The 23,947-nt window shown below is 65.7% G+C and carries 20 protein-coding genes; 4 read left to right on the plus strand and 16 right to left on the minus strand.

The features are described 5' to 3' along the window. Window positions 1–80 precede the first annotated feature (80 nt). Complete coding sequence (locus GBA63_RS17180) at window positions 81–821, plus strand: fatty acid desaturase family protein (RefSeq protein ID WP_166178046.1); 741 nt, start codon at window positions 81–83, stop codon at window positions 819–821. Between the two features lie 148 nt (window positions 822–969). Here GBA63_RS17180 and GBA63_RS17185 read toward each other — a convergent pair whose 3' ends face one another. The 16 genes from GBA63_RS17185 to GBA63_RS17260 form a co-directional block, all read right to left on the minus strand. Next, window positions 970–1,995 carry a sugar ABC transporter substrate-binding protein gene (locus tag GBA63_RS17185; protein WP_207956874.1) on the minus strand — a complete coding sequence of 342 codons (1,026 nt, stop codon included), beginning with the start codon at window positions 1,993–1,995 and terminating at the stop codon, window positions 970–972. A gap of 23 nt (window positions 1,996–2,018) precedes the next feature. After that, window positions 2,019–3,020, minus strand: a complete 1,002-nt coding sequence (locus GBA63_RS17190) for an ABC transporter permease (RefSeq protein ID WP_166178048.1) — start codon at window positions 3,018–3,020, stop codon at window positions 2,019–2,021. Continuing rightward, on the minus strand, window positions 3,017–4,519 hold the full coding sequence (locus GBA63_RS17195) for a sugar ABC transporter ATP-binding protein (protein WP_166178050.1): 1,503 nt from the start codon (window positions 4,517–4,519) through the stop codon (window positions 3,017–3,019). Before GBA63_RS17195 ends, GBA63_RS17190 begins: the two co-directional genes overlap by 4 nt. 335 nt (window positions 4,520–4,854) lie before the next feature. Continuing rightward, complete coding sequence (locus tag GBA63_RS17200; RefSeq protein ID WP_166178052.1) at window positions 4,855–6,354, minus strand: FGGY-family carbohydrate kinase; 1,500 nt, start codon at window positions 6,352–6,354, stop codon at window positions 4,855–4,857. After that, on the minus strand, window positions 6,351–7,784 hold the full coding sequence (locus tag GBA63_RS17205; protein ID WP_166178054.1) for an L-fucose/L-arabinose isomerase family protein: 1,434 nt from the start codon (window positions 7,782–7,784) through the stop codon (window positions 6,351–6,353). Before GBA63_RS17205 ends, GBA63_RS17200 begins: the two co-directional genes overlap by 4 nt. Before the next feature lie 56 nt (window positions 7,785–7,840). Next, on the minus strand, window positions 7,841–8,923 hold the full coding sequence (locus tag GBA63_RS17210) for a glycoside hydrolase family 172 protein (RefSeq protein ID WP_166178056.1): 1,083 nt from the start codon (window positions 8,921–8,923) through the stop codon (window positions 7,841–7,843). A 17-nt stretch (window positions 8,924–8,940) separates the two neighbouring features. Beyond that, window positions 8,941–9,672 (minus strand): carbohydrate ABC transporter permease, encoded by a 732-nt coding sequence (locus tag GBA63_RS17215; protein ID WP_166180329.1) that lies wholly within the window; start codon window positions 9,670–9,672, stop codon window positions 8,941–8,943. A gap of 88 nt (window positions 9,673–9,760) precedes the next feature. Continuing rightward, window positions 9,761–10,687, minus strand: a complete 927-nt coding sequence (locus GBA63_RS17220) for a carbohydrate ABC transporter permease (protein ID WP_166178057.1) — start codon at window positions 10,685–10,687, stop codon at window positions 9,761–9,763. Continuing rightward, on the minus strand, window positions 10,684–12,063 hold the full coding sequence (locus GBA63_RS17225) for an ABC transporter substrate-binding protein (protein WP_207956876.1): 1,380 nt from the start codon (window positions 12,061–12,063) through the stop codon (window positions 10,684–10,686). The genes GBA63_RS17220 and GBA63_RS17225 overlap by 4 nt, the downstream gene beginning before the upstream one ends. Before the next feature lie 57 nt (window positions 12,064–12,120). After that, window positions 12,121–13,146, minus strand: coding sequence for a LacI family DNA-binding transcriptional regulator (locus GBA63_RS17230; protein WP_228282610.1), 1,026 nt, complete (start codon window positions 13,144–13,146; stop codon window positions 12,121–12,123). Window positions 13,147–13,231: 85 nt separating this feature from the next. Then, on the minus strand, window positions 13,232–13,951 hold the full coding sequence (locus GBA63_RS17235; RefSeq protein WP_166178061.1) for a FadR/GntR family transcriptional regulator: 720 nt from the start codon (window positions 13,949–13,951) through the stop codon (window positions 13,232–13,234). A 3-nt stretch (window positions 13,952–13,954) separates the two neighbouring features. Continuing rightward, complete coding sequence (locus tag GBA63_RS17240; RefSeq protein WP_166178063.1) at window positions 13,955–15,997, minus strand: alpha-amylase family protein; 2,043 nt, start codon at window positions 15,995–15,997, stop codon at window positions 13,955–13,957. 2 nt (window positions 15,998–15,999) lie between these two features. Continuing rightward, window positions 16,000–17,289, minus strand: a complete 1,290-nt coding sequence (locus GBA63_RS17245; protein WP_207956877.1) for an alpha-L-fucosidase — start codon at window positions 17,287–17,289, stop codon at window positions 16,000–16,002. A gap of 37 nt (window positions 17,290–17,326) precedes the next feature. Continuing rightward, window positions 17,327–18,199 (minus strand): carbohydrate ABC transporter permease, encoded by an 873-nt coding sequence (locus tag GBA63_RS17250; RefSeq protein ID WP_166178065.1) that lies wholly within the window; start codon window positions 18,197–18,199, stop codon window positions 17,327–17,329. Between the two features lie 8 nt (window positions 18,200–18,207). Then, entirely contained in the window at window positions 18,208–19,119 is a 912-nt protein-coding gene (locus GBA63_RS17255) for a carbohydrate ABC transporter permease (protein ID WP_166178067.1), read from the minus strand. A gap of 9 nt (window positions 19,120–19,128) precedes the next feature. Beyond that, window positions 19,129–20,460: an ABC transporter substrate-binding protein gene (locus GBA63_RS17260; protein WP_166178069.1), complete on the minus strand. Its 1,332-nt coding sequence runs from the start codon at window positions 20,458–20,460 to the stop codon at window positions 19,129–19,131. A gap of 297 nt (window positions 20,461–20,757) precedes the next feature. On the opposite strand from GBA63_RS17260, the gene GBA63_RS17265 reads away from it, so the two are divergent. Genes GBA63_RS17265 through GBA63_RS17275 form a run of 3 tightly spaced genes read left to right on the plus strand, consistent with a single transcriptional unit; the run spans window position 20,758 to window position 23,910 of the window. Next, window positions 20,758–21,384 (plus strand): SGNH/GDSL hydrolase family protein, encoded by a 627-nt coding sequence (locus GBA63_RS17265; protein ID WP_166178071.1) that lies wholly within the window; start codon window positions 20,758–20,760, stop codon window positions 21,382–21,384. Beyond that, on the plus strand, window positions 21,384–22,550 hold the full coding sequence (locus GBA63_RS17270; protein ID WP_166178073.1) for an extracellular solute-binding protein: 1,167 nt from the start codon (window positions 21,384–21,386) through the stop codon (window positions 22,548–22,550). The genes GBA63_RS17265 and GBA63_RS17270 overlap by 1 nt, the downstream gene beginning before the upstream one ends. Window positions 22,551–22,584: 34 nt before the next feature. Next, window positions 22,585–23,910, plus strand: a complete 1,326-nt coding sequence (locus GBA63_RS17275; RefSeq protein WP_166178074.1) for an L-fuconate dehydratase — start codon at window positions 22,585–22,587, stop codon at window positions 23,908–23,910. Window positions 23,911–23,947 lie beyond the last annotated feature (37 nt).

The raw sequence follows: 23,947 nt of genomic DNA on the forward strand, positions 1-23,947 counted from the left end.
GCGGGCTGACAAGCTGACCGCGCGGATCGCGGTGGCCCGATGCCACCGCGATCCGCTTTAGAACATAGAGGAGGGCAAGCATGATCCAGGAACATCGGGCCGCGAAACGAGAATCCGAACCGCGCAGCAGCCGGGCGCACTGGCTGCTGGAGCTCGCCGGTATCGCGGCGTTCTCCGTGTTGGCGATCCTGCTCGGGGCCGAGGTCTACCTCGGGGCGGGGGGCTTCGGCCACGCGTGGCTCCTGCCGGCCGTGGCCGTCCTGGCCTACCTGGCGGCCGATCTGGCCTCCGGCTTCGTCCACTTTCTGGCCGACAACTTCGGCTCCGAAGAGACCCCGATCCTCGGCCCGAACTTTATAGGCCCCTTTCGAGACCACCACGTGGACCCCGAGGGGATAACGCGCAACGACTTCGTCGACAACAACGGGAACAACTGCCTGGCGAGCGTCCCGTTCATGCTCCTCGTCTGGCTCTTCGTCCCCGTCGCCACGACGGCCTGGGGCTACTTCTTCGGCGCGTTCTTCCTAATGGTCTGTCTGGCCGTCTTCCTGACGAACCAGTTCCACCAGTGGGCGCACATGGACGCGCCCCCGGGCTGGGTCGCCAGGCTCCAGGGTTGGGGCCTGGTCCTCTCCAAAGAGCACCACGACGTCCACCACGAGAGCCCCTACGACACCTACTACTGCATCACCGTAGGCGTCTGGAACCCGCTTTTGGACCGGCTGCGGTTCTTCGAGCGGGCCGAACGCCTCATCCGGCGCACGATACCGGGCACCGACCCCCTCCTCCGCTCAGAGCGTGACGGCAGCCTGAATGGGTAGCTATCAGCGGTCAGCTTTCAGCCTCTCCTCGTGTAGAGAAGCATTCTGCTGGCGCCCGAAACGGTGTCCCCGCCAAAAACCGGCGGGGACGTTTTTGCTCCGAAAGCTCGCCTCGTGCAGTCCCAAGCTGATAGCCGAAAGCTGACGGCTATTCGCTAACCTCCGGCTTGTTCGAGCAGCTCGGGTCGAGGACGGCCTTTACGTCCGGGTCATCGAGGTTGTCCTGGGTGACGAGGGTCGATCCGGTGTCTATGTCCTCCAGTTGGGCGTCGCTGCGGATCGCGTCTACGGCCGCGTTGACGCCGTCGTAGCCCATGCGGAAGGGGTTCTGGGCGACCAGCGCGCTCACTACGCCTTCTTCTACGGCCTTGACCTCGTCCGGGGCGGTGTCCCAGCCGACGATGGTTATGTCGCCCTCCTTGCCGGCCCTGCGGACGGCCTCGGCGGCCCCCAACACGCCAGGCTCGTTTGCGGCGTAGATGGCGTCGAGGTTCGGGTTGGCCGTCAGGATATTCTCGGTCACTTCCAGGGCGACGTTCTGGTCGCTCTCACTGGACTGCTCGGCGACGAGCTCGACGTCCGGGTTCTTTTCGAGGACGTTCTTGAAGCCTTCGGTGCGGGTGTCGTTCGTGGCGGTGCCTGGCTGGAACGGGATAAACGCGACCTCGCCCTTGCCGCCCATCTCCTCGACCAGGTACTCCGTGGCCTCCTCGGCGGCGGCGACGTTGTCCGTGGCGACCACCGGGACCTGCTTCGGTTGCGGGTCGGTGCCGGAGTCTATGTTCACGACGGTGACGCCCTGGTCGAGGGCGTTCTGGGAGACGTCGGCGAGGACCTTGGCGTCCGTGGCGGCGTAGACCATGCCGTCGACGCCCTGGGTCGCGAAGTTCGTCAGCAGGTCGACCTGGCCGCTGACGTTCGTCTCGGCCGTGACGCCGTCCCACTGGATCCTGACCTCCGAGCCCCCGGCCTCTTTCGCCGCGCACTGGGCGCCGATACGGACCTGCTCCCAGAAGTCGAAGCCGACCGCCTTCGGGACGACCGCGATCCGCAACGGCCCCTCCTGGCCGCCCCCGCCGTCCCCGCCGCCCGAATCCCTCACCTGGGCGCCGCACGCGGCCAGGGTCAGGGCGAGGACCCCGGCGATCAGCACCAAAGAAATTCGTCCACCCATGTTTGCTCCTCCTTGTCGTTGCATTATTCGGAAGCCGACGCCATCTTGCGGCGGCGGTACTGGTCCCAGAAGACCGCGGCCCAGATGATGACGCCGATAATCACCTGCTGGTAGAAGGTGTTCACGTTCAGTAGGACCGCGCCGTTCCGGATCAGGGCTATGAGGAAGGCCCCGATCAGGGTGCCTACGACCGTCCCCTGCCCCCCGAAGAGGCTCGCCCCGCCGATAACGGCCGCGGCGATCACGTCGAGCTCCAGGCCGATCCCGTAGTTCGGCTGCCCGGAGGCCACGCGCGAGGCGGCGATCATGCCCCCGAAACCCGCCAGGGCACCGGAGATCACGTACACCGAAGTGAGGTACCGCCGGATCGGGATGCCGGAGAGCCTGGCCGCCTCCAGGTTGGACCCCATCGCGTACGCGTAGCGCCCGAGCTTGGTCCGCGAGAGCACCACGTACCCGGCTATCGCCACGGCTATGATGATGATCACGGGTATCGGCACACCCCCGGCGACGACCCCCTGCCCCAACAAACGAAAAGAGTCGGGCAGCCCGAAGACCGATTGCGCGTCGGTTGCGATGTAGACGACGCCCCGCGCCACGGAGAGCATCCCGAGCGTCGCTATGAACGGGTTGAGGCCGGCGACCGAGACGAGCAGTCCGTTCGTGAGGCCGCAGGCGGCCCCGACGAGCGTCCCACCGAGCGTGGCGAGCGGCATCGGCAGGCCGACCGAGGACATCAGGAGGGCGCCCATGACGCCGGCCAGGGCCGCCACGGACCCGACGGAGAGGTCTATGCCGGCCGTGATGATCACCAACGTCATCCCGACGGCGATCACGGCGACGACCGCTGTCTGGGAGCCGATGTTGAAGAGGTTGTCCGCGGTAAGGAAGTCCGGCGAGGCGAAGGACAGGAAGACGAAGACTACTATGAGGGCGCCGGCCGCCGCGAGTTGCGAGACGAAGTCCGAGAGCCTGTCGCGCAGGGCGCTCCCGCGGGTGGTTCCGTTTGCCGTCCCTTCTGTCATGCGGCCTCCTCCGTGCCGGTGGCGAGCGCGATGATGCGCTCCTCCGAGAACTCTTCGCGCGTGATCACGCCCGCAACCTCCCCCTCCCGCATCACCAGGATGCGGTCGCACATGTTCAACAACTCCGGCAGGTAGGAGGAGATAAGCACGATGCCCCGCCCCTCCTCGGCCAGATCTCCTATAAGGCCGAACATCTCGGCTTTCGCACCCACGTCTATCCCCCGCGCCGGCTCGTCGAAGAAGAGGACCTTCGCCCGCGTCTCAAGCCACCGCGCCACGACTACCTTCTGCTGGTTGCCGCCTGAGAGCACCTGCACCCTGCGGCGGATGGAGGGCGTGCGGATGTTGAGCTCGTCCCTCCTCCTGCGCGCGGTCCGGGCCTCCTCTTTGAGGTTGATGAGGCCCCTGGTCATGGGCAGGTTGGCGAGCGTGATGTTCTGGTCTACCCCGAGCTGGAGCGCCAGTCCCTCGCCCTTGCGGTCCTCCGTCACGTAGCCGATGCCCGAGCCTATCGCGTCCTGCGGCCTCCTTATCTTGAGCGCGCGTCCTTCGAGTTCCACCGCGCCGCCGTCCGTCCTGTCGGCGCCGAAGACGGCGCGGGCGAGCTCCGTGCGGCCCGCCCCAACGAGGCCGGCGAAGCCCAGGATCTCCCCCGCCCGCACCTCGAAGGAGCAATTTTTCAGTTTCTCGCCCCGGGTTATGCCGGAGACGCGCAGCAGGACGTCCCCTATCTCAACCTCCGGTTTCGGGTAGAGGTTGGAGATCTCCCTTCCGACCATGAGGCGCACGAGCTTGTCCTCGTCGAGCTCCGAGATGGGCAAGGTATCCACTATCTTTCCGTCGCGCATCACGGTAACGCGGTCCGCTATGCGGAAGATCTCGTCCAGCCGGTGCGAGATGTAGAGGATGGCGATGCCCTCGTCGGTGAGGGCTTTTATGATCCCGAAGAGCTCTTCGATCTCCTTCTCGGCCAGGGTCGCTGTCGGCTCGTCCATGATGACGACCTTCGCGTCGATGGCGAGGGCCTTGGCGATCTCGACCCGCTGCATCTCGGCCACGGTCAGCCCGGCGACGAGCCTGCCGGGACCGACGTTCAACCCCACCCGCCGCAGCAGGCCCCTCGCCTCCTCCATCTCCTTTCCCCGGTTGACGAACCCGACCCGGCCCGGCTCGCGACCAAGATACAGGTTCTCGGCCACCGAAAGGTCCGGCGCGAGCGCGAACTCCTGGTAGACCATGGCAACCCCCAGGTGCTGGGCGTGTCCCGGCCCGTGGAACTCGACGGCCTCCCCGGAGATCTCGACCGTCCCGCCGCTCGGCCTCTCGACCTGCGAGAGAAGCTTCATCAGGGTAGATTTTCCCGCCCCATTCTCCCCGGCCACGACGTGCACCTCGCCCGGCACGATGTCCAGGTCGACCCCGTCGACCGCAAGCACGCCGGGGAACTCCTTGGAGACGCCCCGCAGCCGGACGACGGGGGCCCTAGTCTTAGTCTCCATCGTCTCTCCTAAGCTTCATCACCGTTACCCCCTCACACCCACACGATAGATCCGGCATCGCATTTCTTCGGTAGGCCCGGAGAGGTCTGGATGTCCTCCGGACAGATCCAGACAATCTGCGCCCATTGCTCTGGCGCATCGCTGGGATCTTCCCGAGTCTCGGGCGGTCCCACGGCGTCCTCGCGACGTCCGAAGAGGCACCCCGGACGGTTGGGGGCGCGGAACGTGATGACCACGGAACTTTCCTCCGATCCGGGTTTTTCGAACTACCGCCTTCGAGAAACGTCCACCTCAACCACTCAACCACCCTGCTTTCGTACTCGGCCCGCTCCGGTTCAGACGACGACATCTCCGCCCCCTTTTTGCAGCCCGGACAGCCGGTGCATCTGCTCAAGGGTCGCCGGGTAGAGCTCCCGGTAGACGCCGTAGAGTTCGTCGTAGAGCTCGCGGTTCGCCTCGTCTGGCTCGACGGTGTCGACTATGCGGCTCCAGTCGGTGTCGGGGCCTGCGAGTTCGACGGCGCGGGCGGCTAGCAGGGCGTCGCCGTAGGCGGCGCCGATGGTCTGCTCGGGGAGGTCCTGCGGGCGGCCGGTCACGTCCGAGACTATCCGTGTCCAGAGGCCGCCCTTGGTGCCGCCGCCGACCGCAACCAGCCTGTCGCCGCCGGCCCCGGCCTCGCGCATGGACTCGAAGTTGTGGCGGACGCCGTAGGCGGTGGCTTCGAGCATGGCGCGGTAGAGGTGGCCGCGTCCGTGGCCCACGGTGAGGCCCGAGACGAGGCCGCGGGCCTTCGGGTCGAAGAGGGGCGTCCGCTCTCCTGCGAAGTACGGCAGGACGACCAGGGCGTCCGAGCCGGGCGGGACGGCGGCCGCCTCTTCGGTGAGCTTTTCGTAAGGGACGCCGCCGGAGATCTCCCGCAGCCAGCCCGTAAGAGCCCCAGAGGTGGCCATGCCGGCGGCGAGGTTGTGGGTCCCCGGCAACACGCCCGTCGTCCCCCAGAGGCCGGGGTGGTGGAGCGCCTCCTCGAGGACCTCGATCATGAACATGGTGGTGCCGTACATGAGCATCAGGTCGCCCGGCTTCTGGACGCCCACGCTGGCCCCCTCGCTCCAGGCGTCTATCGTGCCCGCCGCGACGGGCGTCCCGGCGGGAATGCCGGTCATCCCGGATGCTTCCGGCGTCACCTCTCCGACCACTTCCGCGGGCCAGAGCAGCCGGGGCAGCGGTAGTCCAGGGGCCACCTCCTCGGCGCGGTCCCTGATCCAGCCGAACTCCTGCACGTCGTAGAGGGGGTCGCACTGGCTCGCCGAGTGGTGGTCGAGCACGTACTCCCCGGTCAGCCGCCAGGAGATGAACGAGTTCGCCATAAAGAACTTGCGCGTCTTCTCCCACACCCCGGGCTCGTTGCGCCTGAGCCAGAGAAGCTTGGGGCCGACGGCCTGGGTCGTGCAGACGGATCCGCAGCGCTGGAGCAGCTCCTCGCGGCCGTAGCGGTCGTTGAGCTCTTCGATCTCCTTCTCAGCCCGCGAGTCGATCCCGTACAGGATCGCCGGCCGAAGCGGCTCTCCTCCTTCGTCGGCGGGCAACAGGCAGGCCCCGATGCCGCTGGTGCAGACGGCCGAGATCCCGTCGTCCGCCTTCTCCAACAACTCGCGGCACACGGAGACGAAGTCCTTCCACCAGACCTCTTCCGCGTCGTGCTCGGCCCACCCCGGATTCGGCAGGGAGAGCCCGTGCTGTCTTTCGGCGGTGGCGAGGACCTCGCCGTCGGCCCTGGCGAGGACCCCCTTGGTGCTCGAGGTCCCGACGTCGACGCCGAGCAGGAGCCCGCTCATCGCGCCCCCCCGTTACCGGCAGGGCCGAAACCGTCGTAATCCACGTCCAGGAGCTTGCAGACTATCTTCAACTCTTCTACGCGATCCCCCGGTATCGCGTGTATGTGGTTCGAGCCGTAGCGGGAGAGGATCTCCTCGGCCGGCGCGTCCATGCGGGCGAAGGCGTGGGGCCACTCGTAGGTCGACTGGCGCATGAGTCCCTCGTTGGTCTCGTCGTCGTAGCGCTCGAAGGCGCCGCGCATGACGTGCATCCGGTAGCGGCCGTCCAGGCGGGTCAGCCGGGCGAAGGTGAAGTCGCCGGGCGCCGCGAGGTGGTGCACGGACGCGCCGCCGGCCGGGAAGAAGAAGACCTCGGGGTGGAGGTGCACGTGGCGCAGGTTCTCGGCAGCGTCGTCGCTGCGGGCGGCGAACCAGGTGGCGTGCTGGCCCGAGTTGCAGAGGTCCCAGATCCCGCGGTCCGCGTGGTAGTGGCGCACGTCTGCGAAGAGCACGGGCGTTCCGCTTATCTTCTTGAGGATCTGCATGGTGAGCGCCGCGTCCATGTCCGCCTCGGTGGAGCAGACGTGCGGCTCCTTCGGCCCGTCCCAGTCGTAGGGATCGTTCAAGAAGGCCTCGGTGACGTCCATCGTGGCGAAGTGGTTGGTGAGCTCGGGCTGGGCCTTTATGCCGGAGAAGTCCAGGTTCCACTCCTCGATCAACTCGCGCATGGCGTAGTAGGAGCGGATCTGGCGCTCCAGCTTCTCGGGCGTGAGCCGGTCGCCGTCGTAGTGGACGCCGGCGGCGTGCGTTTCGAGCCACTCGCGCGCGGCCGTCACCTTGCTTCCATCCGCGTTCTCCGAACGCCTCACCAGCTCCCACTGGTCGATCTCCTCGACGTCCACCCCGAACTTCTCCATCCACTGGTCCGGGTTGGAGACGGCGGTGTACATGCCCATAGGACGGCCGCCTATGCGTCCGAAAGTGCTGCCCCGCAACGACCGGATCGCCGACGCCGCCCTGGCGTGGGCTTCTACCTTTCCCAGCACCAGGGGGTCGGAGATATCTCCGAAGGCGCGCCCGTACGTGCGCCCGATCTGGTCGAGCCCCCCTGCCGCGGCCAACATCCCGACCATCCCCGGCTGCTCCGGGTTTATGTTCGAGAACAAGAGCAGTGGCCCCGGCGTCTCGTTCGCGGCCAGCATGGAGAAGTGCGGAAAGGCCCATACCGGGATGTTGAAGATCGTCAAGTCGGGCCTCGCGTCCGCCACGCGTCGGGACTCCGAGACGGCGAGGCGGTTCGTCCACACCACCTCCCGGGCCCGCACGACCTCGTGCCCGGCGGCCTCCAGCGCGGCGGCCAGATCCCCCTCAACGCCCCTGGCGAACTTCTCGATGTCCCGGTGGACCGACTCCCTGCCGTCTGACATCGTCAGGATGCCTACTCGCGCCAACTCTTCCCCGCTTTCCCTAGACCCGCTCGCATCGTTTCACAAGTACCAACCAGCCGCTACCCTTGCCTGGGCACGCGCTCTTCTACGGACGGTATCGAGAACGGCTTGTGCGGCTCGGCCTGGTACCAGTAGGCGACCGAGGAGACGTCGTCGCTGCGCTTGTTGGCGTGGCCGTGCTCGATGGTGACGCTGACGGATCTCTCGAAGGTCACGGGGTCTTCGACGTGGAAGCGGTACAGGCTCACGTGGCCGCTCCAGTTGTCCCCGCCGCCCAGGGTGATGCCATGGTACGGGGCCGAGTATCCCTGCTGCGGGCACCAGGCGGTGTTGAAGTAGTCTTCGGTGCCGGTGCCGTGCAGGGAGGGCGGCCACTCCTCGCCGTCTATAAAGATCATGTCGTCCCCCTCCCCGTACCAGTTCCACTGACCGGTCTCGCGGAGGTTGCGGACGTTCAGCACGCACCCGACGTAGTGCCCCTTCCCCTCGGCTTCGAGGATCGTGTAGTTACCCTCGCCGCCGACGTTCTCGCCGCCGAAGAGGAATTCCTCGTTGGTCTGGTCCGTCTCATCGACCCCGTCTGTGGGGTTCTCCCTTCGCCACTGCGCGTGGAAGCGCCCCAGGCCCTCTTCGAGCTCGTCGAACTCCTCGTAATCTATGTAGTAGTAGAAGAGGACTTCCTCGTGCTCCATCTCGCTCGTTACCTCGATGCGTGCCCCGCGGGCGAAGGGCATGTGGAAAAAGGAATTGAAGGACTTGCCGTCCTCGGGGCTCATTTGCAGCGGCGCCGAGACGAAGTTTCTGGTGCGGGCGTGGCCAACGCCGAAGAAGTCACCGACGGGGACGAGCACGCTCGGTTCCTCCTCGCCGTCCCAGTACATCTTGAGCACCAGCCTGCGCAAAAAGTCGGGCTCAGGGGCGGCCGGGGTTCGGCCCATGCTCGCGTTCGCGATCGTCACCCAGATGTGGTTGATCGAGCCCGCTCCCCCAATCTCGGCGAGCGTCGCCGTGGCCCCGGGCTCGACGTGCAGGCGGTCGTCGTTACCGCCGGATCGGTCCCAACTCGACGCGCGTTTGCGGCGGCTGTTTCGCAGGCGAGGCAGGTCGCGCAGGCTGCTGCCGAAGTCTCCGTAACCGGACAAGTCGTCCCCTTTCTCGATTACTTGAAGCCCGAGGTCTTTATGGACTCGACCAGTTGGCGCTGGAAGACGAAGAAGAGCGCCATCGTCGGTATGGCGGCCACGGTGGCCGCGGCCATGATGTAGTTCCAGGCACCAGCGTACTGGGTCTGGAAGCTGGATATGGCCACCTGGATCATCCAGAGGTCCTGATTCTGGGTGATGGTGAGCGGCCAGAGAAAGCTGTTCCAGTTCGCCAGGAAGAAGAAAACCGCGAGCGCCGCCAGTATGGGCCGGCTCAGGGGCAGTATGACGTGCCAGTAGACGCCCCAGTAGCCGCACCCGTCCACGAACGCGGCGTCTTCGAGTTCCTGGGGCATCCCGAGGTAGAACTGACGGAGGAGGAAGATCCCGAAAGCGTTGAAGATGGCCGGCACGATCAGGCCGACGTAGCTGTCGAGCATCCCAAGCTCCCTGACCAGGATGAAGAGCGGCACCAGGATGATGGGCAGCGCCACCAAAAGGGTCGAGAAGATGGCGAAAAACAGCACGTCCCGACCCGGGAACCGGAGCCGCGCGAGCGCGTAGGCCGCCATCGAGTGGAACCACAGCGCCGCCACCGTCACCGTCGTTGCCACGAAGAGGCTGTTGAGCATGTAGCGCAGGAACGGAACCTCGGTAAAGACGTAGCGGAAGTTGTCCAGGGTGGGGGCGGACGGGATGAGGTTCACGCTGTTTACCTCGTCCGGGCCTTTGAACGCGCTGGAGATCATCCAGAAGAGCGGGAAGACCGTAAGCAGGGCGAGCACCGCCGCGAGCGAGAAGAGCGCCGCCCTCGTAGGGCGCAGTATGGAGGAGCCGCTACTCGGTTTCAAAGCGCCCCCCCTTGGTGAGGACGAACATCAGGGCCGTGGCGGCCAGAAGCAGCAGAACCAGAAACGAGGACATGGCCGCCGCGTAGCCGTAGTCGTTGAACTGGAACGCCTGCTGGTAGATGTAGAAGATGCCCAGCGAGGTAGAGTTGGCCGGGCCGCCCTTGGTCATCACGTAGATCAGGTCGAAGGCCTGCAGCCCCGCCACGCCGGTTATCGTCGAGACCAGCAACACGAAGAAGCTCGTCGGCTTCAGGAGGGGCCAGGTGATGTGCCTGAAGAGCTGCCAGCTTCTAGCCCCGTCTATCTTGGCCGCGTCGTAGTACTCCCGCGGTATCTCCTGCAGACCCGCCAGGAAGATGATCATGTAGTACCCCATAAAGAACCAGATGCTCACGAGCACCACGGTCGCCAGCGCGAACTGCGGGTCCCCGAGCCACGAGCGGCCCCCGATCCCGACCGCCTCCAACACCTGGTTGACGACCCCGACCCCGTCCGTGAGCATGAACTGCCACACGAGCCCCACGACGACGAGGCTCACGACGTGCGGCAAAAAGAACATGCTGCGAAAGAACCCGACGAACGGGATCTTTTGCTGTACGAGCAACGCGAGCCCCAGGCTGACCACGAAGACCCCCACGACGAACCCCACAACGTAGGTTACCGTCACCTTGAGGCTGTCCAAGAACAGCGGGTCGACGAACATTTTCTTGTAGTTGTCCAGCCCGGCGAACGCTATCCCGCCGAAGCCGGTCACCTCGAAGAACCCGAGGCCCAGAGCGAGCACCATGGGCACCCCGAGAAAGACGAGCAAACCCAGGGCGTCCGGGGCCACGAAGAGCGCGGCGGCGAGCCACTCGCGATGTCTACGGTTGAGGCCCCGCCTGTAGTGGGTTTCGGAAGCCCCCGCGCTCATACGATGCGCGCCCCGTCGTAGGTCTGGAGGAACGTGTCGATCTTCTCGGCGGCGGCGTCGGCCTGGCCCTGGGCGCTCTGACCGTCGAGCTGAACGGCCTGGATGGCGTCGGAGACGGCCTTGTAGACCTCGGGCGTGTAGCGCGGCTCGCCCCGTCCGCCCGGGAACGCCTCCTCGCGGAAGAACTTCATCGGCCCCTCGTCGAAGGCGCCCTGCTGCTCGGCCTGCCGCTGCACGGACTTGCGGGGCGCCACGGTGCTATCCGCGCCCGCGATCCAATCGACCCCCCGCCCGATGGAGGACTCGCTCATCGAGGCGAGCGCCCAGGCGCAGAACCTGCCCGCCTCCTCGGGGTTCTGCCCCTTGGAGTTGGCGACGAACGCCCAGCCGCCGAGGTCGGTGGTGTACTCCCCGCCAGGCGGCAGCGGGAGCTTGAAGGTGCCGTACTCGAAGTCGGGGGCGTTGGCCTCCAGCGCGGCCACGGCCCAGATGCCGCAGTTCTGGATCGCGGCGTGCCCCTGCGCGAGGTTGGCGACGATGTCGTTGGCGCCCGTGCCCAAAGCCTTGCGCGGCGCCACCCCACTCTCTATGGCGTCCTGCCAGAACTGGAGCGCCTGCACGGCGCCCTTGGAGTCGAAGGCGCTCTCGTTGCCCGAAGGGGCCACGGCGTCGCCGCCACCCTGCCACATGAACGGGTACCAGGTGAAGTTCTGGTAGTAGCCGGGGTTGGTGTCGAAGAGCAGGCCGAAGGTGTTGCCTTTCTTGAGCCTGCCGGCGACGTCCAATAACTGGTCCCAGGTCTCGGGTATGTCCGCTTCGGAGAGGCCGGCGTCCTCGAAGGCCTTGACGCTGTAGTACATCGCCATCGGCTCGACCTCCATGGGGATGCCGAAGATCTTGCCTTCTACCTCGCGGGTCGCCATGACGTTGGGGTAAAGGTCGTTTCTGGCCTCGTCTTCTATGTACGGCGTGAGGTCCTGAAGTACACCACCGTTGTAATAGCGGAGGAAATCCCCCGGGCTGATTATGAAGAGGTCCGGCCCCTCGTTCGAGGAGAAAGCCGTCTGCAGCTTTGACCCGTTGAGGTACTCCGTGACGGGAATGTACTGCAACTCTATCTTCGTGTCGTGGCCCTGGTTCCAGCCCTTGACGGCGTCCTCGAACCACTTGCCCTGCGCCTCGACCTCGCCCCCCGGCCCGTAGAACTGCCAGAACTTGAGCGCGCCCGAGCCCGAGCCGCCCCCGCATCCGGAGAGCACCGTCAACCCGGGCCCCGTCACGGCCGCCGCGAACGCGAACGCAGCGCCCCTCGCCAGGAACCGCCGCCGGCTTATGCCCCCGGTCTCTTCCCTGCCCAGCTTCTCGATGCCCTTCATTTTCCCTTTCCCTTCCGCGCGCCCGTCCCCACGGATCGCACTCTAGTCACCCCTGCTCTACTCCAACATCCGTCCCACACGTTCCTGTTCTTTCAAAGGAGCGGTGGACCCCCTAACTACCAGCCACGGCTCCAGCAAGACCTTCTTGCTCTCGTTGCCGGGTCCGTCCTCGATCCTGTCCAGCAGCATCTTTGCCGCCCGCACCCCCATCTCGTAGGTCGGCTGCGCGAGGGTCGTGAGCGGCGGGCCGGTCAGCGGCGCCCACTCCGGATCGTCGAAACCAACTACCGAGACGTCACCCGGCACGCCGAGGCCCATCTCGTTTATGGCGAGCAGGGCGCCCAGCGTCATCTGGTTGTTGGCGGTGACCAGCGCCGTCGGGGGCGAAGAGAGGCTCAAGAGCTCCCTGGCGCCCTCCCGACCACTGGAAGTTCGGAAGTCACCGAAACGGACCAGGGAGGCCTCCATCCCAACCCCGAGGTCGACGAGCGCGTCGCGAAGGCCCAGGTGCCGCTCGTACCCGGAGGCCTTGTCCAGAGGACCGGAGATCATGCCTATCCTCCGATGCCCCAGCCCCACTAGGTGCTCCGCGATGAGGCGCATCCCGGCGCGGTTGTCCACGCTGACGACGTCCGCATCGACCCCCTCGACGTCGCGGTCCACGAAGACGAACGGCACGCCCTCGGCCCGCAGGCGCCCGACGTGGTCCTCCCGGCGCGCCGAGGGCGCGACCATCAGACCGTCCACCCGCTTCTTGACCAGCTCCGAGACGTACTCGTCCTCCCGCACGGGATCTTCGTCGGTGTTGCAGAGAAAGAGGTGGTAACCCCGGCTGAGGGCCACGTCCTCCACCCCCCGCACGACGGACGTAAAGAAAGAGTTCTGGATGTCCGAGATCAGCAACCCCATCGTGAAGGTCCGCCGCGTCTTGAGCCCCTTGGCCAGCAGGTTCGGCCTGTACGAAAGCTCCTCGACCGCCGCCAGCACCTCCCCCCGGGTCTCCTCCGAAACTTTCCGCGTCCCGTTCAAGACGTGGGACACCGTGCTCACGGACACCCGCGCCCGCTCCGCCACGTCTTTCATGGTCTTCACCCTCACCCCCGATCCGCAATCGTTTGCGCAATCGTTTGTACGGTAATGGATGCGTGGATTCGAGTCAAGAAGGGTGTTAGTGGTCCGAGCCGTTGACGCCGATGGTCGGGGGGCCGTCCTGCGCTTCGGGCAGGCGGCGGAACCAGGCCTCGACTTCGGCGATGTGCATTGTGGCGGCGGCGCGGGCGAGCTCTGAGTCCCTGTTGGCTATAGCGTCGTAGATAGCGTGGTGGGAGACTTTCGTGCGTTGTATAGCGTCTTCTTCGGCAAGGCCGCGCCAGATACGGGCGCGCATGGTCCGGCCGTAGAGGTTCTGAAGGAACGCGGCCAGGGCCGCATTGCCGGTGGCGGTGGAGATCTCACCGTGAAACTCGTCGTCGGACTCGACCAGTTCTTCGACGCTTTCGGCAGCGTCCATGCGGCGCAGGGAATCGCGCAGGCGCGAGAGACCCTCGGGGGTCATACGGGCCGTGGCGAGGGCCGTGGCCGCGGGTTCGATCAGGCGCCGCACCTCGAAGAGCTCGACGAGGGCGCGGTTGCGCATGAAGTCCACGGCAAGGCTCATGGTCTCCAGGAGCTGGTGCGGCTCCAGGCTCGTCACGTAGGTTCCGTCACCCTGGCGCGTCTTGAGGACGCCGGCCATGATCAGGGCCCGCACGGCCTCCCGCAGCGAACTGCGCGAGAGGCCGAGCCGGGTCGCGAGCTCCGTCTCCTTGGGCAGCTTCTCTCCCGGACGGACCTGGCCCGAGAGGATCATCTGCTTTATTCCGTTTATCGCCTCATCGGTGACGGCCAAGCTCTACTCCAGAACTATGACTGCGTGCGCCCCAACCGGAGGCGGTTCGATCCGAACGTATTCGCCCTCGACGGCGAAGCCCAGCTTCTCCCCCTCGGGAGCAAGGTATACCCGCTCGATGGATTCCCCACCCGTAAAGACTTCGACGCCAAGGCCCGAAGTCTCCCAGGACTGGTCCACGTGCTGTATCGGCTGCGTGGTGCGTCTCGGATGGTAGGCGACGAGATGCAAGATCTTCCGTCCCGAACGTCCCTCTTCCGCCGCCTGCTCGTGCAACGTCGCCTCGACCCACCCCGGCCCCGAGAGCTTGAGTAGCGGTTGCGGCAGGAAGCCCCTGAGCGCGTTCAATGCCATCTCCCTGTAGGCCCAGTAGTCGTGGTCGCGGTACGCCCCGAAGAGCGGGGCGGCGAGGTACAAGATGCTCTCGTTCTCGACCACGAGCGGAGAGTTCAGGGACTCGCCGACCGGGGCCTGGGCGTGGCTCGTGAAGTGCTCCCAGGTCCTGTCGAAGAGAGCCCGACGCAGGTCCCCACGTGCGGTCGCACCTTCGAGGCGGCGGACTACGTGCGCCCTGTTGTAGAAGACGTAGTCGTAGTCGGGCGCCAGCTCCGTGTGGCCGGCGAGGGCGTCGTCCGGGCGCAGGTAGCTCGGGACCGTGGGCGCGGGCCCCTCGTAGGCGACGGGCACGCCGTCGAGGGCGAACTCTCCACTCTCGGTATCGAGGGCCGCCGTACCGCTTAGGACGATCTTCCCGCCCGCGGAGATGAAACCCTCCAGCTTCTCGCGGAGATCGTCATCCACCGTAAGGCCGTCGGGGAGGACGAGCGCCTTGTATGCGTCAAACGAATCGGCGGTCGGGTCCGTGATGTCGAACTGGATGGCGGCCTCGAGGAAGAGTTGGGCCGCGCCGTCCACGTCGGCCACGTGGGCGTTCATCGGTATGCTGCCGAGCAGCGAGGGCTCGTGGCCCGAGAGGATCGCGACCTCGGCGGTGGGCTTCGCGCCGCGCAGGAACGGCTCCAGCTTCTCGACGCGGCCGAAGGAGTGTTCGAGCAGGCGGTAGACGGCGGGGTCGAGGGTGCCCCCCGGGTGGAGCTGGTCGCCTACGGAGACCTCGCCCCCGGCGGCGACGATGGTGCCGCACTCGTAGTCGAGCTGGTCGCGGGTCTTGAGGCCGCCGAAGTCCGCCCAGGCCTTGTGGAAGCGGCCCGTCATGCCGAGGAAATTCACCCCGTAAGTGCGGGCCTGGCGGGCGACTACCGGGTAGTGGAGGTAGCCCCACAGCCCGGACGAGGTCGGGAGGCTCTCTATCTCGAAATGGGTCTGGTGCGGGAGCGTCTCGGCCATGCGGGGGTTGACGGTGCCGTTGTAGAAGATGGTGGCGTCCGGGACCTTCGCGCGAACGGCGCCGCTCATACGCCCGAGGAAGTCTCTCAACTTCTCCTCGGCGAACCGGAGCACGGCCGGCTCGTCATCGAGGTACACGCCGGCCTCGCGCATCCGTGCCTGGCCCCAGGGAGAGTAGTTCGGGAGGGGAAAGCAGATATCGAAAAAGAAGCCGTCAACCGCGTCGCCGTAACGCGCGCAGATCTCCTCCGTCTGCGCGATGAGGTAGTCTCCGTAGCCGGATGAGACGTCGAGGGTGCTCCAGCCCCAACCGCCCGTCAGGGGGGATTCGTTGGAGAGTGGAGGGCGGATCATAAGCCCGCCGTCCTTGCGGGCGACGATCCAGCCGGGGTTCTTCTCGCCGGCGAGGTCGTCCCACATGACGCTCACGTAGATCGGGGCCCGTATCCCGGCGCCATGCAACGCCTCTATCTGCTGGCCCATCAAGTCCCCCACGACGAGGTTCGGGTGCGCGGTCCCGACCTCCGTCGGATAGTACGAGAAGCCGTGGTGGCACTTGGCGAAGACCGTCATCGAGTCCACGCGGCCCATCTTCGCCGTCCTGGCGAACGCCTCGGGGTCGAATGAGGCGCCGACGTCCTTGCAGTCGGCGGAGGTGTGAAAGTCCAGGTGGACCTGCCTGTAGCGGCGCTCGCTCACGATCACCCTTTCAAGAATAGCTCGACGACGGGAACCTCGACCATCGGCTTCTGCACGGGGAGTTCCAGGGTGAGGGTCCCGGATGGCAGGCCGCCCATCGTCGTGTTCTGGGCCCTCTGGTCCGGATCGACGACCAGCATCTTCACCTCCGACGCGTCACCCAGTAGCTGGGCGTACTCGACGCGGCCCGCGAGTCCTTCGAGGTGGACGTGTTTAAATGGCCACCCGAAGAGGTGCAGGTAGAGGCGGTCGCCGTTCTGGGTGTAACGGCAATCGGGCGGCGGGATGAAGTCGCTCGCGGTGCAGCCGCGCACCGAGCGCCCGTGCAGACGCATCCACTCTCCCATGCCCCGTAACCTCTCGACGGCCTGCGGGTCGAACTCGCCGCGGCCTGTCGGCCCGACGTTCAGGAGCAGGTTCCCGCCCTTGGAGACCGTGTCGACGAGCATCCTGACGAGCATGCTCGTCGGCTTCCAGTCCAGGTTGTCCCTGTCGTAGCCCCAGGAGCCGTCGAGTGTCTGGCAGGCTTCCCAGAGGGCTGGTTCCCCGTCGACCTCGGGCCAGGCCACGGGCTGGTACTGCTCGGGGGTCTTGAGGTCGCCTCCTATCTCCAACCGGTCGTTGACGATGATTCCCGGCTGGAGCTCCCTTACCATCGCCAGGAGTTCCTCGGAGCCCCAGTCGTCCTTTCCCTTGCCGCCCCACACCCGATCCGGATAGGAGAAGTCGAACCACATAACGTCTATCTTCCCGAAGCGGGTGAGCAGCTCGCGGGTCTGGCCGTGCAGGTACTCGCGGTAGCGGGCGACGTCGCGATGCCTGTTCGCCTCGATGTACTCTTCGTCGTCGCGCCTCGAGTGCAACCCGTCCACGGGGAACTCGGGGTGGTGCCAGTCTATGAGGGAGTGGTAGAAGCCGACCTTCAGGCCTTCCGCGCGAAACGCCTCGACCATCGGGGCTATGAGGTCCTCGCCCCACGGGGTGTTCGTGACCTTGTAGTCGGTGAGGTCCGAGTCCCACAGGCAGAAGCCGTCGTGGTGCTTGGTGGTTATGACGAAGTACTTCATCCCGGCCTTCTTCGCCTCCCTGGCCCACTCCTTCGGGTCGTAGAGGTCGGGATAGAAGTGGTCGAAGTACCTCTGGTAGTCCTCGTCCGTGATCCTCTCGCGCTGCTTCACCCACTCGTGGCGGGCGGCCAGGGAGTAGATGCCCCAGTGGATAAAGAGGCCGAAGCGGTCGCGGGTGAACCATCCGGTGTCGGCGGTCGTGGGTCTTTGCATCTCTTGCGTCATGCTCCCCCTTGTCTGTGGTGCCGTCTGTTTGTGTCGCCTACCGGCCGCCGAAGCCGGACATGGTTATGCCCCGGACGAACCAGCGCTGGGCGAGCAGGTAGACGATCACGGTCGGTATGGTGGCTATCGCGGCGGCTGCCATGAGAAGGTTCCAGTCGGTGCCGTACTGCCCCTGAAAGTTCCGCAGGCCCACGACGATAGGGACGGTCGCGTCGGAGTTCGAGACGACAAGCGGCCAGAGCAGGTTGTTCCAGTGAAAGAGGAAAGCAAAGACCGCCAGCGTCGCCATCGCCGGCCCCGAGAGCGGGAGGATTATCCGCCAGAAGCACCCGAAGCGGGTGGCGCCGTCGATGCGGGCCGCGTCCTCGAGCTCGCGCGGGATGGTCAGGAAGAACTGTCGCAAGAGGAAGACCCCGAACGCCGTAAACGCCTGCGGGATAATGAGGCCCTGGTAGGTGTCGACCCAGCCGAGCTCCTTTATCAGGATGAACTGCGGTATGACGGTGACTTGAGGCGGGATCATCAACGTCCCCAAATACAGCAAGAACAGCAGGTCGCGGCCCCGGAACTTCAGCCGGGCGAAGGCGTAGGCCGCAAGCGCCGAGGTAACCGTCTGGAGGATGGTGATCCCACCGACCATAACCATGCTGTTCATCAGGTACCGGCCGAAGGGCGCGAAGTTCCACGCCGCCACGAAGTTCTCCGGGTGCCACTCCCTCGGCCACCACGTCGGCGGGTTGGCCGCCACCTCCGGGGCCGATTTGAAGGCCGTGAGGACCATCCACACTATCGGGACGAGCGTCAAAAACGCCATCGCGCACAGGGTTGCGTAGATGAGTATGGGCCAGTAGTTGCGGGTCACCGACGAAGGAGACCGCCCGCCCTTGAAGACCGTGTCTAGCAGGTTCATCCCTCCCCCTAATCGTAGGTGACCCAGCGGCGCTGGAAGATGAACTGGACGACGGTGAAGACGAAGATCGCCGCGAAGAGGACCAGGGCAACCGCCGCCGCGTAGCCCATGTCGAAGGACTGGAAGCCCTTCTGGTAGATGTAGAGCACGAGCGTCGTCGTCGACGTGCCGGGGCCTCCTCCCGTCATGACCAGGGCCTGATCGAAGACCTGGAACGAGGAGATAACCGAGATGACCACCACGAAGAAGGTAGTCGGAGAGAGGAGCGGGATCGTGACGTGCAAGAAGCGCCTCCACGACGTCGCCCCATCCACCTTGGCGGCGTCGTAGAGGTGTTCGGGGATGCCCTGGAGCCCGGCGAGGAAGAGGACCATGTTGTAGCCGAACCCCTTCCAGACGCTCATGATGATCAAGCCCGGCATCGCCCAGGTGCTGCTGGTCAACCAGGCCGGGCCCTCCAGGCCGACGATCCCGAGTGCGGAGTTGATCAGGCCGACGTCGGGCAGGTAGATCCACTTCCACACCAGCGAGAGCGCCACGGTGACGGTCACGTACGGCAGGAGAAAGATGGACCGGAACGCCACGACCCCGCGCAAGGCCTGGTTTACGAGCATCGCGGTCGCGAGCCCGAGAACCACGGAGAGCGGCACGCTCACGAGCGTGAAGTACACGGTGTTGAAGAGCGCTGCCCGAAAGACCTCGTCCTCGGTGAAGATCTCGCGGAAGTTCTCTAGCCCCGCGAAGCTCGCCCCCAGCAGCAAGTCGTAGTCGTAGAAGGCGAGGGCGAACGCGGCCCCGACCGGTATGGCCGTGAAGATGAGAAAGCCGATGAGGTTCGGCAACAGGAAGAGCCCCGCCGCCAACCCCTCGCGGTCGCGGCTGGACTTGACGCCGCCTCTCCTCCCGGTGTTGCCCGCCACGCGGTCCCCCTACCTGTCCAGGATCTCCTGGTGCTCCTGCAGCAGCTTGTCGAACTGCGGTTTGACCTTGTCGATGGTCTCCTGAACGCTCTGCTTTCCGAGAAAGACCGGGTTGAAGTCCCGCGTGAGCATGACCGTAGTCTCTTGCCAGGTCGTCGTCGTCTCGAAGGCCCTGGCCTCCCCGATCTCACCATTGAGGATGGCCTCCACGAGGTCCTCGTTGGGCGGCGGAGCTTCCGGGTTCTCGAAGGCCGGCACCGCTGACTCGCGGGCCGGATACCCACGACCGGCCTTCGCCGTCTTCTTGAGCGATGCGGTGCTGGTGAGCGTCTTCAAGGCTTCCCAGGCCGCCTCGGGGTTCTCGGTGTTGTTGGAGATGCCAAACCCGGAGCCCGCAGCCCAGGTCACGCTGCCGGCCGGGCCACTCGGGATGGGCGCGATACCCCACTCGAAGTCGGAGTTGGCGCCGATGTTGACGAACTGCCAGGGCCCGTCCACGTGCATGCCGATGTTGCCGCCGTAGAATTCCTCGACCCCGAAGTTCGGGTTCGCAAGGTCGGTGATGGGGGCGGCGATCTTATCCTCCGTGAACATGCTGACCACGAACTCGATAGCCTCTATGGACTCCGCCGAGTCGAGCGTACACTCCGTCTGACCGGCGTTCATGTAGTCTCCGCCGCCGGACCACAGCCAGGGTACGGTGGAGTCGAAGATCGGCTGCATGACGAAACCGTAGCGGTCCCCGCCCGTCAACTCCGTGGCAGCCTGGCGGAACTCATCCCAACTCATCGGCTCCGTGGGCGACGGCGTAGGCACGCCCGCCTCGTCGAAGAGGGTCTTGTTGTAATAGAGCATGATCGGACCTATGTCATAGCCGAAGGCGTAGATCTCCCCATCCGAGGAGAGCCCGTCCCTTATGGGCTTGAAGAAGTCCTCGACGTCGAAACCGGGGTCATCGTCTATGAAAGGCTGCAGGGGTTGCAGGGCGCTCCTGGCCGCGAAACCGGGCATCCTGAGGCTCTGCATGGCGACCACGTCGGCCTCGTTCTCGCTGGCGAGCTGCGTGGAAAGCTTGTTCCAGTAGTCCTCGAACGTCGTCGTCTCGAGCTTTAGTGTGATCTCCGGGTTGGCCCGGTTGACGTCTTTCGCGAGGTCTTTCCATACCGCCGTCTCTTCAGGCGCCGCCGACCACATGGACCACCTGAGATCCCCGGAAGCTTCCCCGCCCCCACCGCAGGCCGCGGCCCCGAGCAGACTCATACCCGCCAGGCCAGCCCCGCCCACCCGCAGAAAATCCCGGCGGTTCATCTTTCTGCCACCAAACCGACGTCCCGCAATCATCCCAGGTCTCCCTTCTCCCTATCTCTCCGACCTTACGGCGACGATGCCCGGAACGCCCCACGCGCCCATGCCGTCACCCCTTTCACCCTGTAACGAACATTACCGAAAGTTCTAACCCTCGTCAAGAAATTAGTATGATCTTTCAAGGTCTATAGAGCACGGAAGGCCCATAATGCCGCGTGTCAGGGCTTAAACATCCGTCCTTTGCGTACAGCGGGTGGCACGTCCGCCGTTTGACTCGGCCATCGGATACGGCCAACATTGGTCCTTGAGGTATCGGAGAGAGGGAGGGAACGGATGAGAACGATACTCTGCTACGGGGACTCGAACACGTGGGGATCCGACCCGGAGACGGGGGAGCGGTTCTCGGAGGAGGTGCGCTGGCCCGGGGTGCTGGCGCGGGAGTTGGGGGACGGCTTCCGCGTCGTGGAGGAGGGGCTGTCCGGCAGGACGACGGTGCGGGACGACCCCATCGAGGGCGTCCACAAGAACGGCAGGACGTACTTGCGGGCGTGCCTCGAGTCCCATAAACCAATAGACCTCGTGACCGTCATGCTCGGGACCAACGATCTGAAGGAACGTTTCGGGGCCTCCGCGTCGGACATAGCGCAGGGGGCGGCGTCGCTCGCGGAGGAGATCCTGCGCAGCGGTTGCGGTCCCGGCGGCGGCGCTCCGGTGGTCCTCCTGATGGCGCCTCCCCCGGTCGGAAAGCTGACGGACATGGCCGAAATGTTCGAGGGGTCCCGGGAGAAGTCCGCGCGTTTCGCCGGGCACTACCGGCGCTTCGCGGAGCAATACGGATGCGAGTTCCTGGACGCTGGGGCCGTGATCTCCTCCAGCGACATCGACGGCATCCACCTGGAAGCGGAAGAGCACCGCAAGCTGGGGGAGGCCGTCGCCGCGCGCGTCGAGGAGATTCTCTGATGAGCGAGAACCTGAGGGTCCTGCTCGTCGGCGGCCCGATGTACGACCCGCTCTACGGGCGACTTTCGGAATTCGAGGAGGAGCACGGGGTGAACGTCGAGGTCGTCGTCGCCCCCACGCACCCCGACCTCAACGAGAGAATAGAGAGGGAGTACCGGTCGGGCGAAGCCGGGTACGACCTGATCTCCACGCACACCAAGTACGCCCCGAGCCAGAAGCAATGGCTCACCCCGCTCGACGACGACCTGTCGTCCTCGGAGCTGGAGCCCTTCAGCGAACGCCCCCTGGAGTTGGCACGCATAGACGGCGCGCTCTACAGCGTCCCGCGCAACCTGGACGTAAAGCTCCTTCTCTACCGCACCGACCTCATGGAAGACCAGCCTTCCTCCTGGGAGGACCTGCGCGAGACGACCGCGCGTCTGCGGTCCGAGAACCTCTACGGGTTCGTTTTCCCGGGCAAGGAGTCGGGGCTCTTCGGACACTTCTTCGAGCTTCACGCGATGGCGGGCGGTGAGATGTTCGGGGAAGAAGGACCGCCCGCGCCGCGCATGGACGACGAGGCCGGTCGCTGGGCGCTCGGGCTGCTAAAAGACCTCTACGAGAACGCAGCCCCGAGGGAGACCCCCGACTGGCATTACGACGAGGTCGCCGCCTGTTTCAGGGAGGGCAAAGCAGCTATGTCCACAGACTGGCCCGGCGGCTTCTACACGTACGTCGATCCGGACAGCAGCGAGGTCGCCGGACGCTTCGACGTGGCGCTCTACCCGGAGGGGAGCGCCGGCCGGCGCGTCTACTCCAGCTCCCACTCCTTCGCCATCCCGACGAGCGTCCGCGACCGCGCGGCGGCCATCGAGCTGTTGCGCTTTTTGACCTCGCGAGAATCGCAGGCTTATGAGGCGCGGCTCGGGACGTTGCCGGCGCGGGCCGACGCGCTGGAAGATGCACGCTCTCAGGCCGGTCCCGGGTCGTTGGAAGAGCGGAGGTGGGATCTCCTGGAGAGGGCCCAGGAATCGGCCCTGATCCCACCCAAGCACCCGAACTACCCGGCGGTGGAGGACGCCATCTGGGAGGGGATACGGGAAGTATTCACCAAGAACAAGAGCGTGGAAGACGCCCTGATGGAGACGGAAGCCGCGGCGGGGCGCGCGGCGGGCGGGGGACGATGATGGGCCCGAGGCGAGAGAAGGAGAGTGGGAGAGGATGAGCCGGATCACCATAACCGAAGTCGTGGCCCGAGACGTCCGTTTCCCAACCTCCCACAACCTCGACGGCTCTGACGCCATGAACCCCGACCCTGACTACTCGGCCGCCTACGCCATCCTCAAGACGGATACGGGCCTCGAAGGGCACGGCCTCACCTTTACCATCGGACGCGGTAACGAGCTGTGCGTCGCCGCCATAGAAGCACTCGCCCCCCTTCTCGTCGGCCGGACTCTGGAGTCGTTTACGGAGGACATGGGCGCCTTCTGGAGCCACGTCACGGGCGACAGCCAGCTTCGGTGGGTAGGCCCCGAGAAGGGCGTCATCCACCTCGCCACGGCGGCGGTGGTGAACGCCGTGTGGGACCTCTACGCCAAGAGCGAGTGTAAGCCCCTCTGGAAGCTCCTCGTGGACATGAGCCCGGAGGAGTTGGTCCGCTGCGTCCCGTTCCGCTACATAACGGACGCCATCACCCCCGAGGAGGCGCTGGAGATCCTGCGCGAGAACGAGGGGACGAAAGCCGAGCGCGAAGCGGAGATGCTGAGGGACGGTTTTCCCGCCTACACGACGAGCGCGGGCTGGCTCGGCTACCCCGACGAGAAGCTCAGGAGGTTATGCCGCGGGGCGGTAGAAGCGGGTTGGGAGCACGTCAAGATCAAGGTCGGCGTGGATATCGAGGACGACGCGCGCCGAGCCCGGATCGTGCGCGAGGAGATCGGCCCGAACCGGAAGCTCATGCTCGATGCGAACCAGGTCTGGGAGGTGGACGAAGCCATAGAGAACATGGAACGCCTCGCGGAGTTCGACCCGTGGTGGATCGAGGAGCCCACGAGCCCGGACGACGTGCTGGGCCACGCCGCCGTAGCCCGCGCCGTCTCCCCAGTCGGTGTCGCGACCGGCGAGCACTGCCAGAACCGCGTCCTCTTCAAGCAACTCTTCCAGGCGAACGCCATAAGCTTCTGCCAGATAGACGCCTGCCGCCTCGGCGGCGTCAACGAGGTCCTCGCCGTGCTCCTGATGGCGAAGAAGTTCGGGGTCCCGGTCTGCCCGCACGCGGGCGGCGTCGGCCTGTGCGAGTACGTGCAGCACCTGTCGATCTTCGATTACGTGGCCGTCGGCGCCTCGTTGGAGAACCGCGTCCTGGAGTACGTCGACCACCTGCACGAACACTTCCTTGACCCCGTAGAGATAAAGAAAGGCAGCTACGTGCCACCCAAAAAACCGGGCTACAGCATAGAGATGAAGGCGGAATCGCTCGAAGAGTACGAGTTTCCGACCGGCGCGGCGTGGTCGGCGAGGTTGGGGGCGCAGGGGACAACCCCCTAGTCTCCTTACTATGACGGCATACCAGGGCACGCGCAGA

Origin of the sequence: Rubrobacter tropicus (genome assembly GCF_011492945.1) — a bacterium.
GTDB classification, from domain to species: domain Bacteria; phylum Actinomycetota; class Rubrobacteria; order Rubrobacterales; family Rubrobacteraceae; genus Rubrobacter_D; species Rubrobacter_D tropicus.

What these genes read in the sequence shown, in the direction of transcription:
- GBA63_RS17180 (WP_166178046.1), top strand. Translation starts at nt 81, where the DNA reads ATGATCCAGGAACATCGGGCCGCGAAACGAGAATCCGAACCGCGCAGC.
- GBA63_RS17185 (WP_207956874.1), bottom strand. Translation starts at nt 1,995, where the DNA reads ATGGGTGGACGAATTTCTTTGGTGCTGATCGCCGGGGTCCTCGCCCTG.
- GBA63_RS17190 (WP_166178048.1), bottom strand. Translation starts at nt 3,020, where the DNA reads ATGACAGAAGGGACGGCAAACGGAACCACCCGCGGGAGCGCCCTGCGC.
- GBA63_RS17195 (WP_166178050.1), bottom strand. Translation starts at nt 4,519, where the DNA reads ATGGAGACTAAGACTAGGGCCCCCGTCGTCCGGCTGCGGGGCGTCTCC.
- GBA63_RS17200 (WP_166178052.1), bottom strand. Translation starts at nt 6,354, where the DNA reads ATGAGCGGGCTCCTGCTCGGCGTCGACGTCGGGACCTCGAGCACCAAG.
- GBA63_RS17215 (WP_166180329.1), bottom strand. Translation starts at nt 9,672, where the DNA reads ATGATCTCCAGCGCGTTCAAAGGCCCGGACGAGGTAAACAGCGTGAAC.
- GBA63_RS17220 (WP_166178057.1), bottom strand. Translation starts at nt 10,687, where the DNA reads ATGAGCGCGGGGGCTTCCGAAACCCACTACAGGCGGGGCCTCAACCGT.
- GBA63_RS17225 (WP_207956876.1), bottom strand. Translation starts at nt 12,063, where the DNA reads ATGAAGGGCATCGAGAAGCTGGGCAGGGAAGAGACCGGGGGCATAAGC.
- GBA63_RS17230 (WP_228282610.1), bottom strand. Translation starts at nt 13,146, where the DNA reads ATGAAAGACGTGGCGGAGCGGGCGCGGGTGTCCGTGAGCACGGTGTCC.
- GBA63_RS17245 (WP_207956877.1), bottom strand. Translation starts at nt 17,289, where the DNA reads ATGACGCAAGAGATGCAAAGACCCACGACCGCCGACACCGGATGGTTC.
- GBA63_RS17250 (WP_166178065.1), bottom strand. Translation starts at nt 18,199, where the DNA reads ATGAACCTGCTAGACACGGTCTTCAAGGGCGGGCGGTCTCCTTCGTCG.
- GBA63_RS17260 (WP_166178069.1), bottom strand. Translation starts at nt 20,460, where the DNA reads ATGATTGCGGGACGTCGGTTTGGTGGCAGAAAGATGAACCGCCGGGAT.
- GBA63_RS17265 (WP_166178071.1), top strand. Translation starts at nt 20,758, where the DNA reads ATGAGAACGATACTCTGCTACGGGGACTCGAACACGTGGGGATCCGAC.
- GBA63_RS17270 (WP_166178073.1), top strand. Translation starts at nt 21,384, where the DNA reads ATGAGCGAGAACCTGAGGGTCCTGCTCGTCGGCGGCCCGATGTACGAC.
- GBA63_RS17275 (WP_166178074.1), top strand. Translation starts at nt 22,585, where the DNA reads ATGAGCCGGATCACCATAACCGAAGTCGTGGCCCGAGACGTCCGTTTC.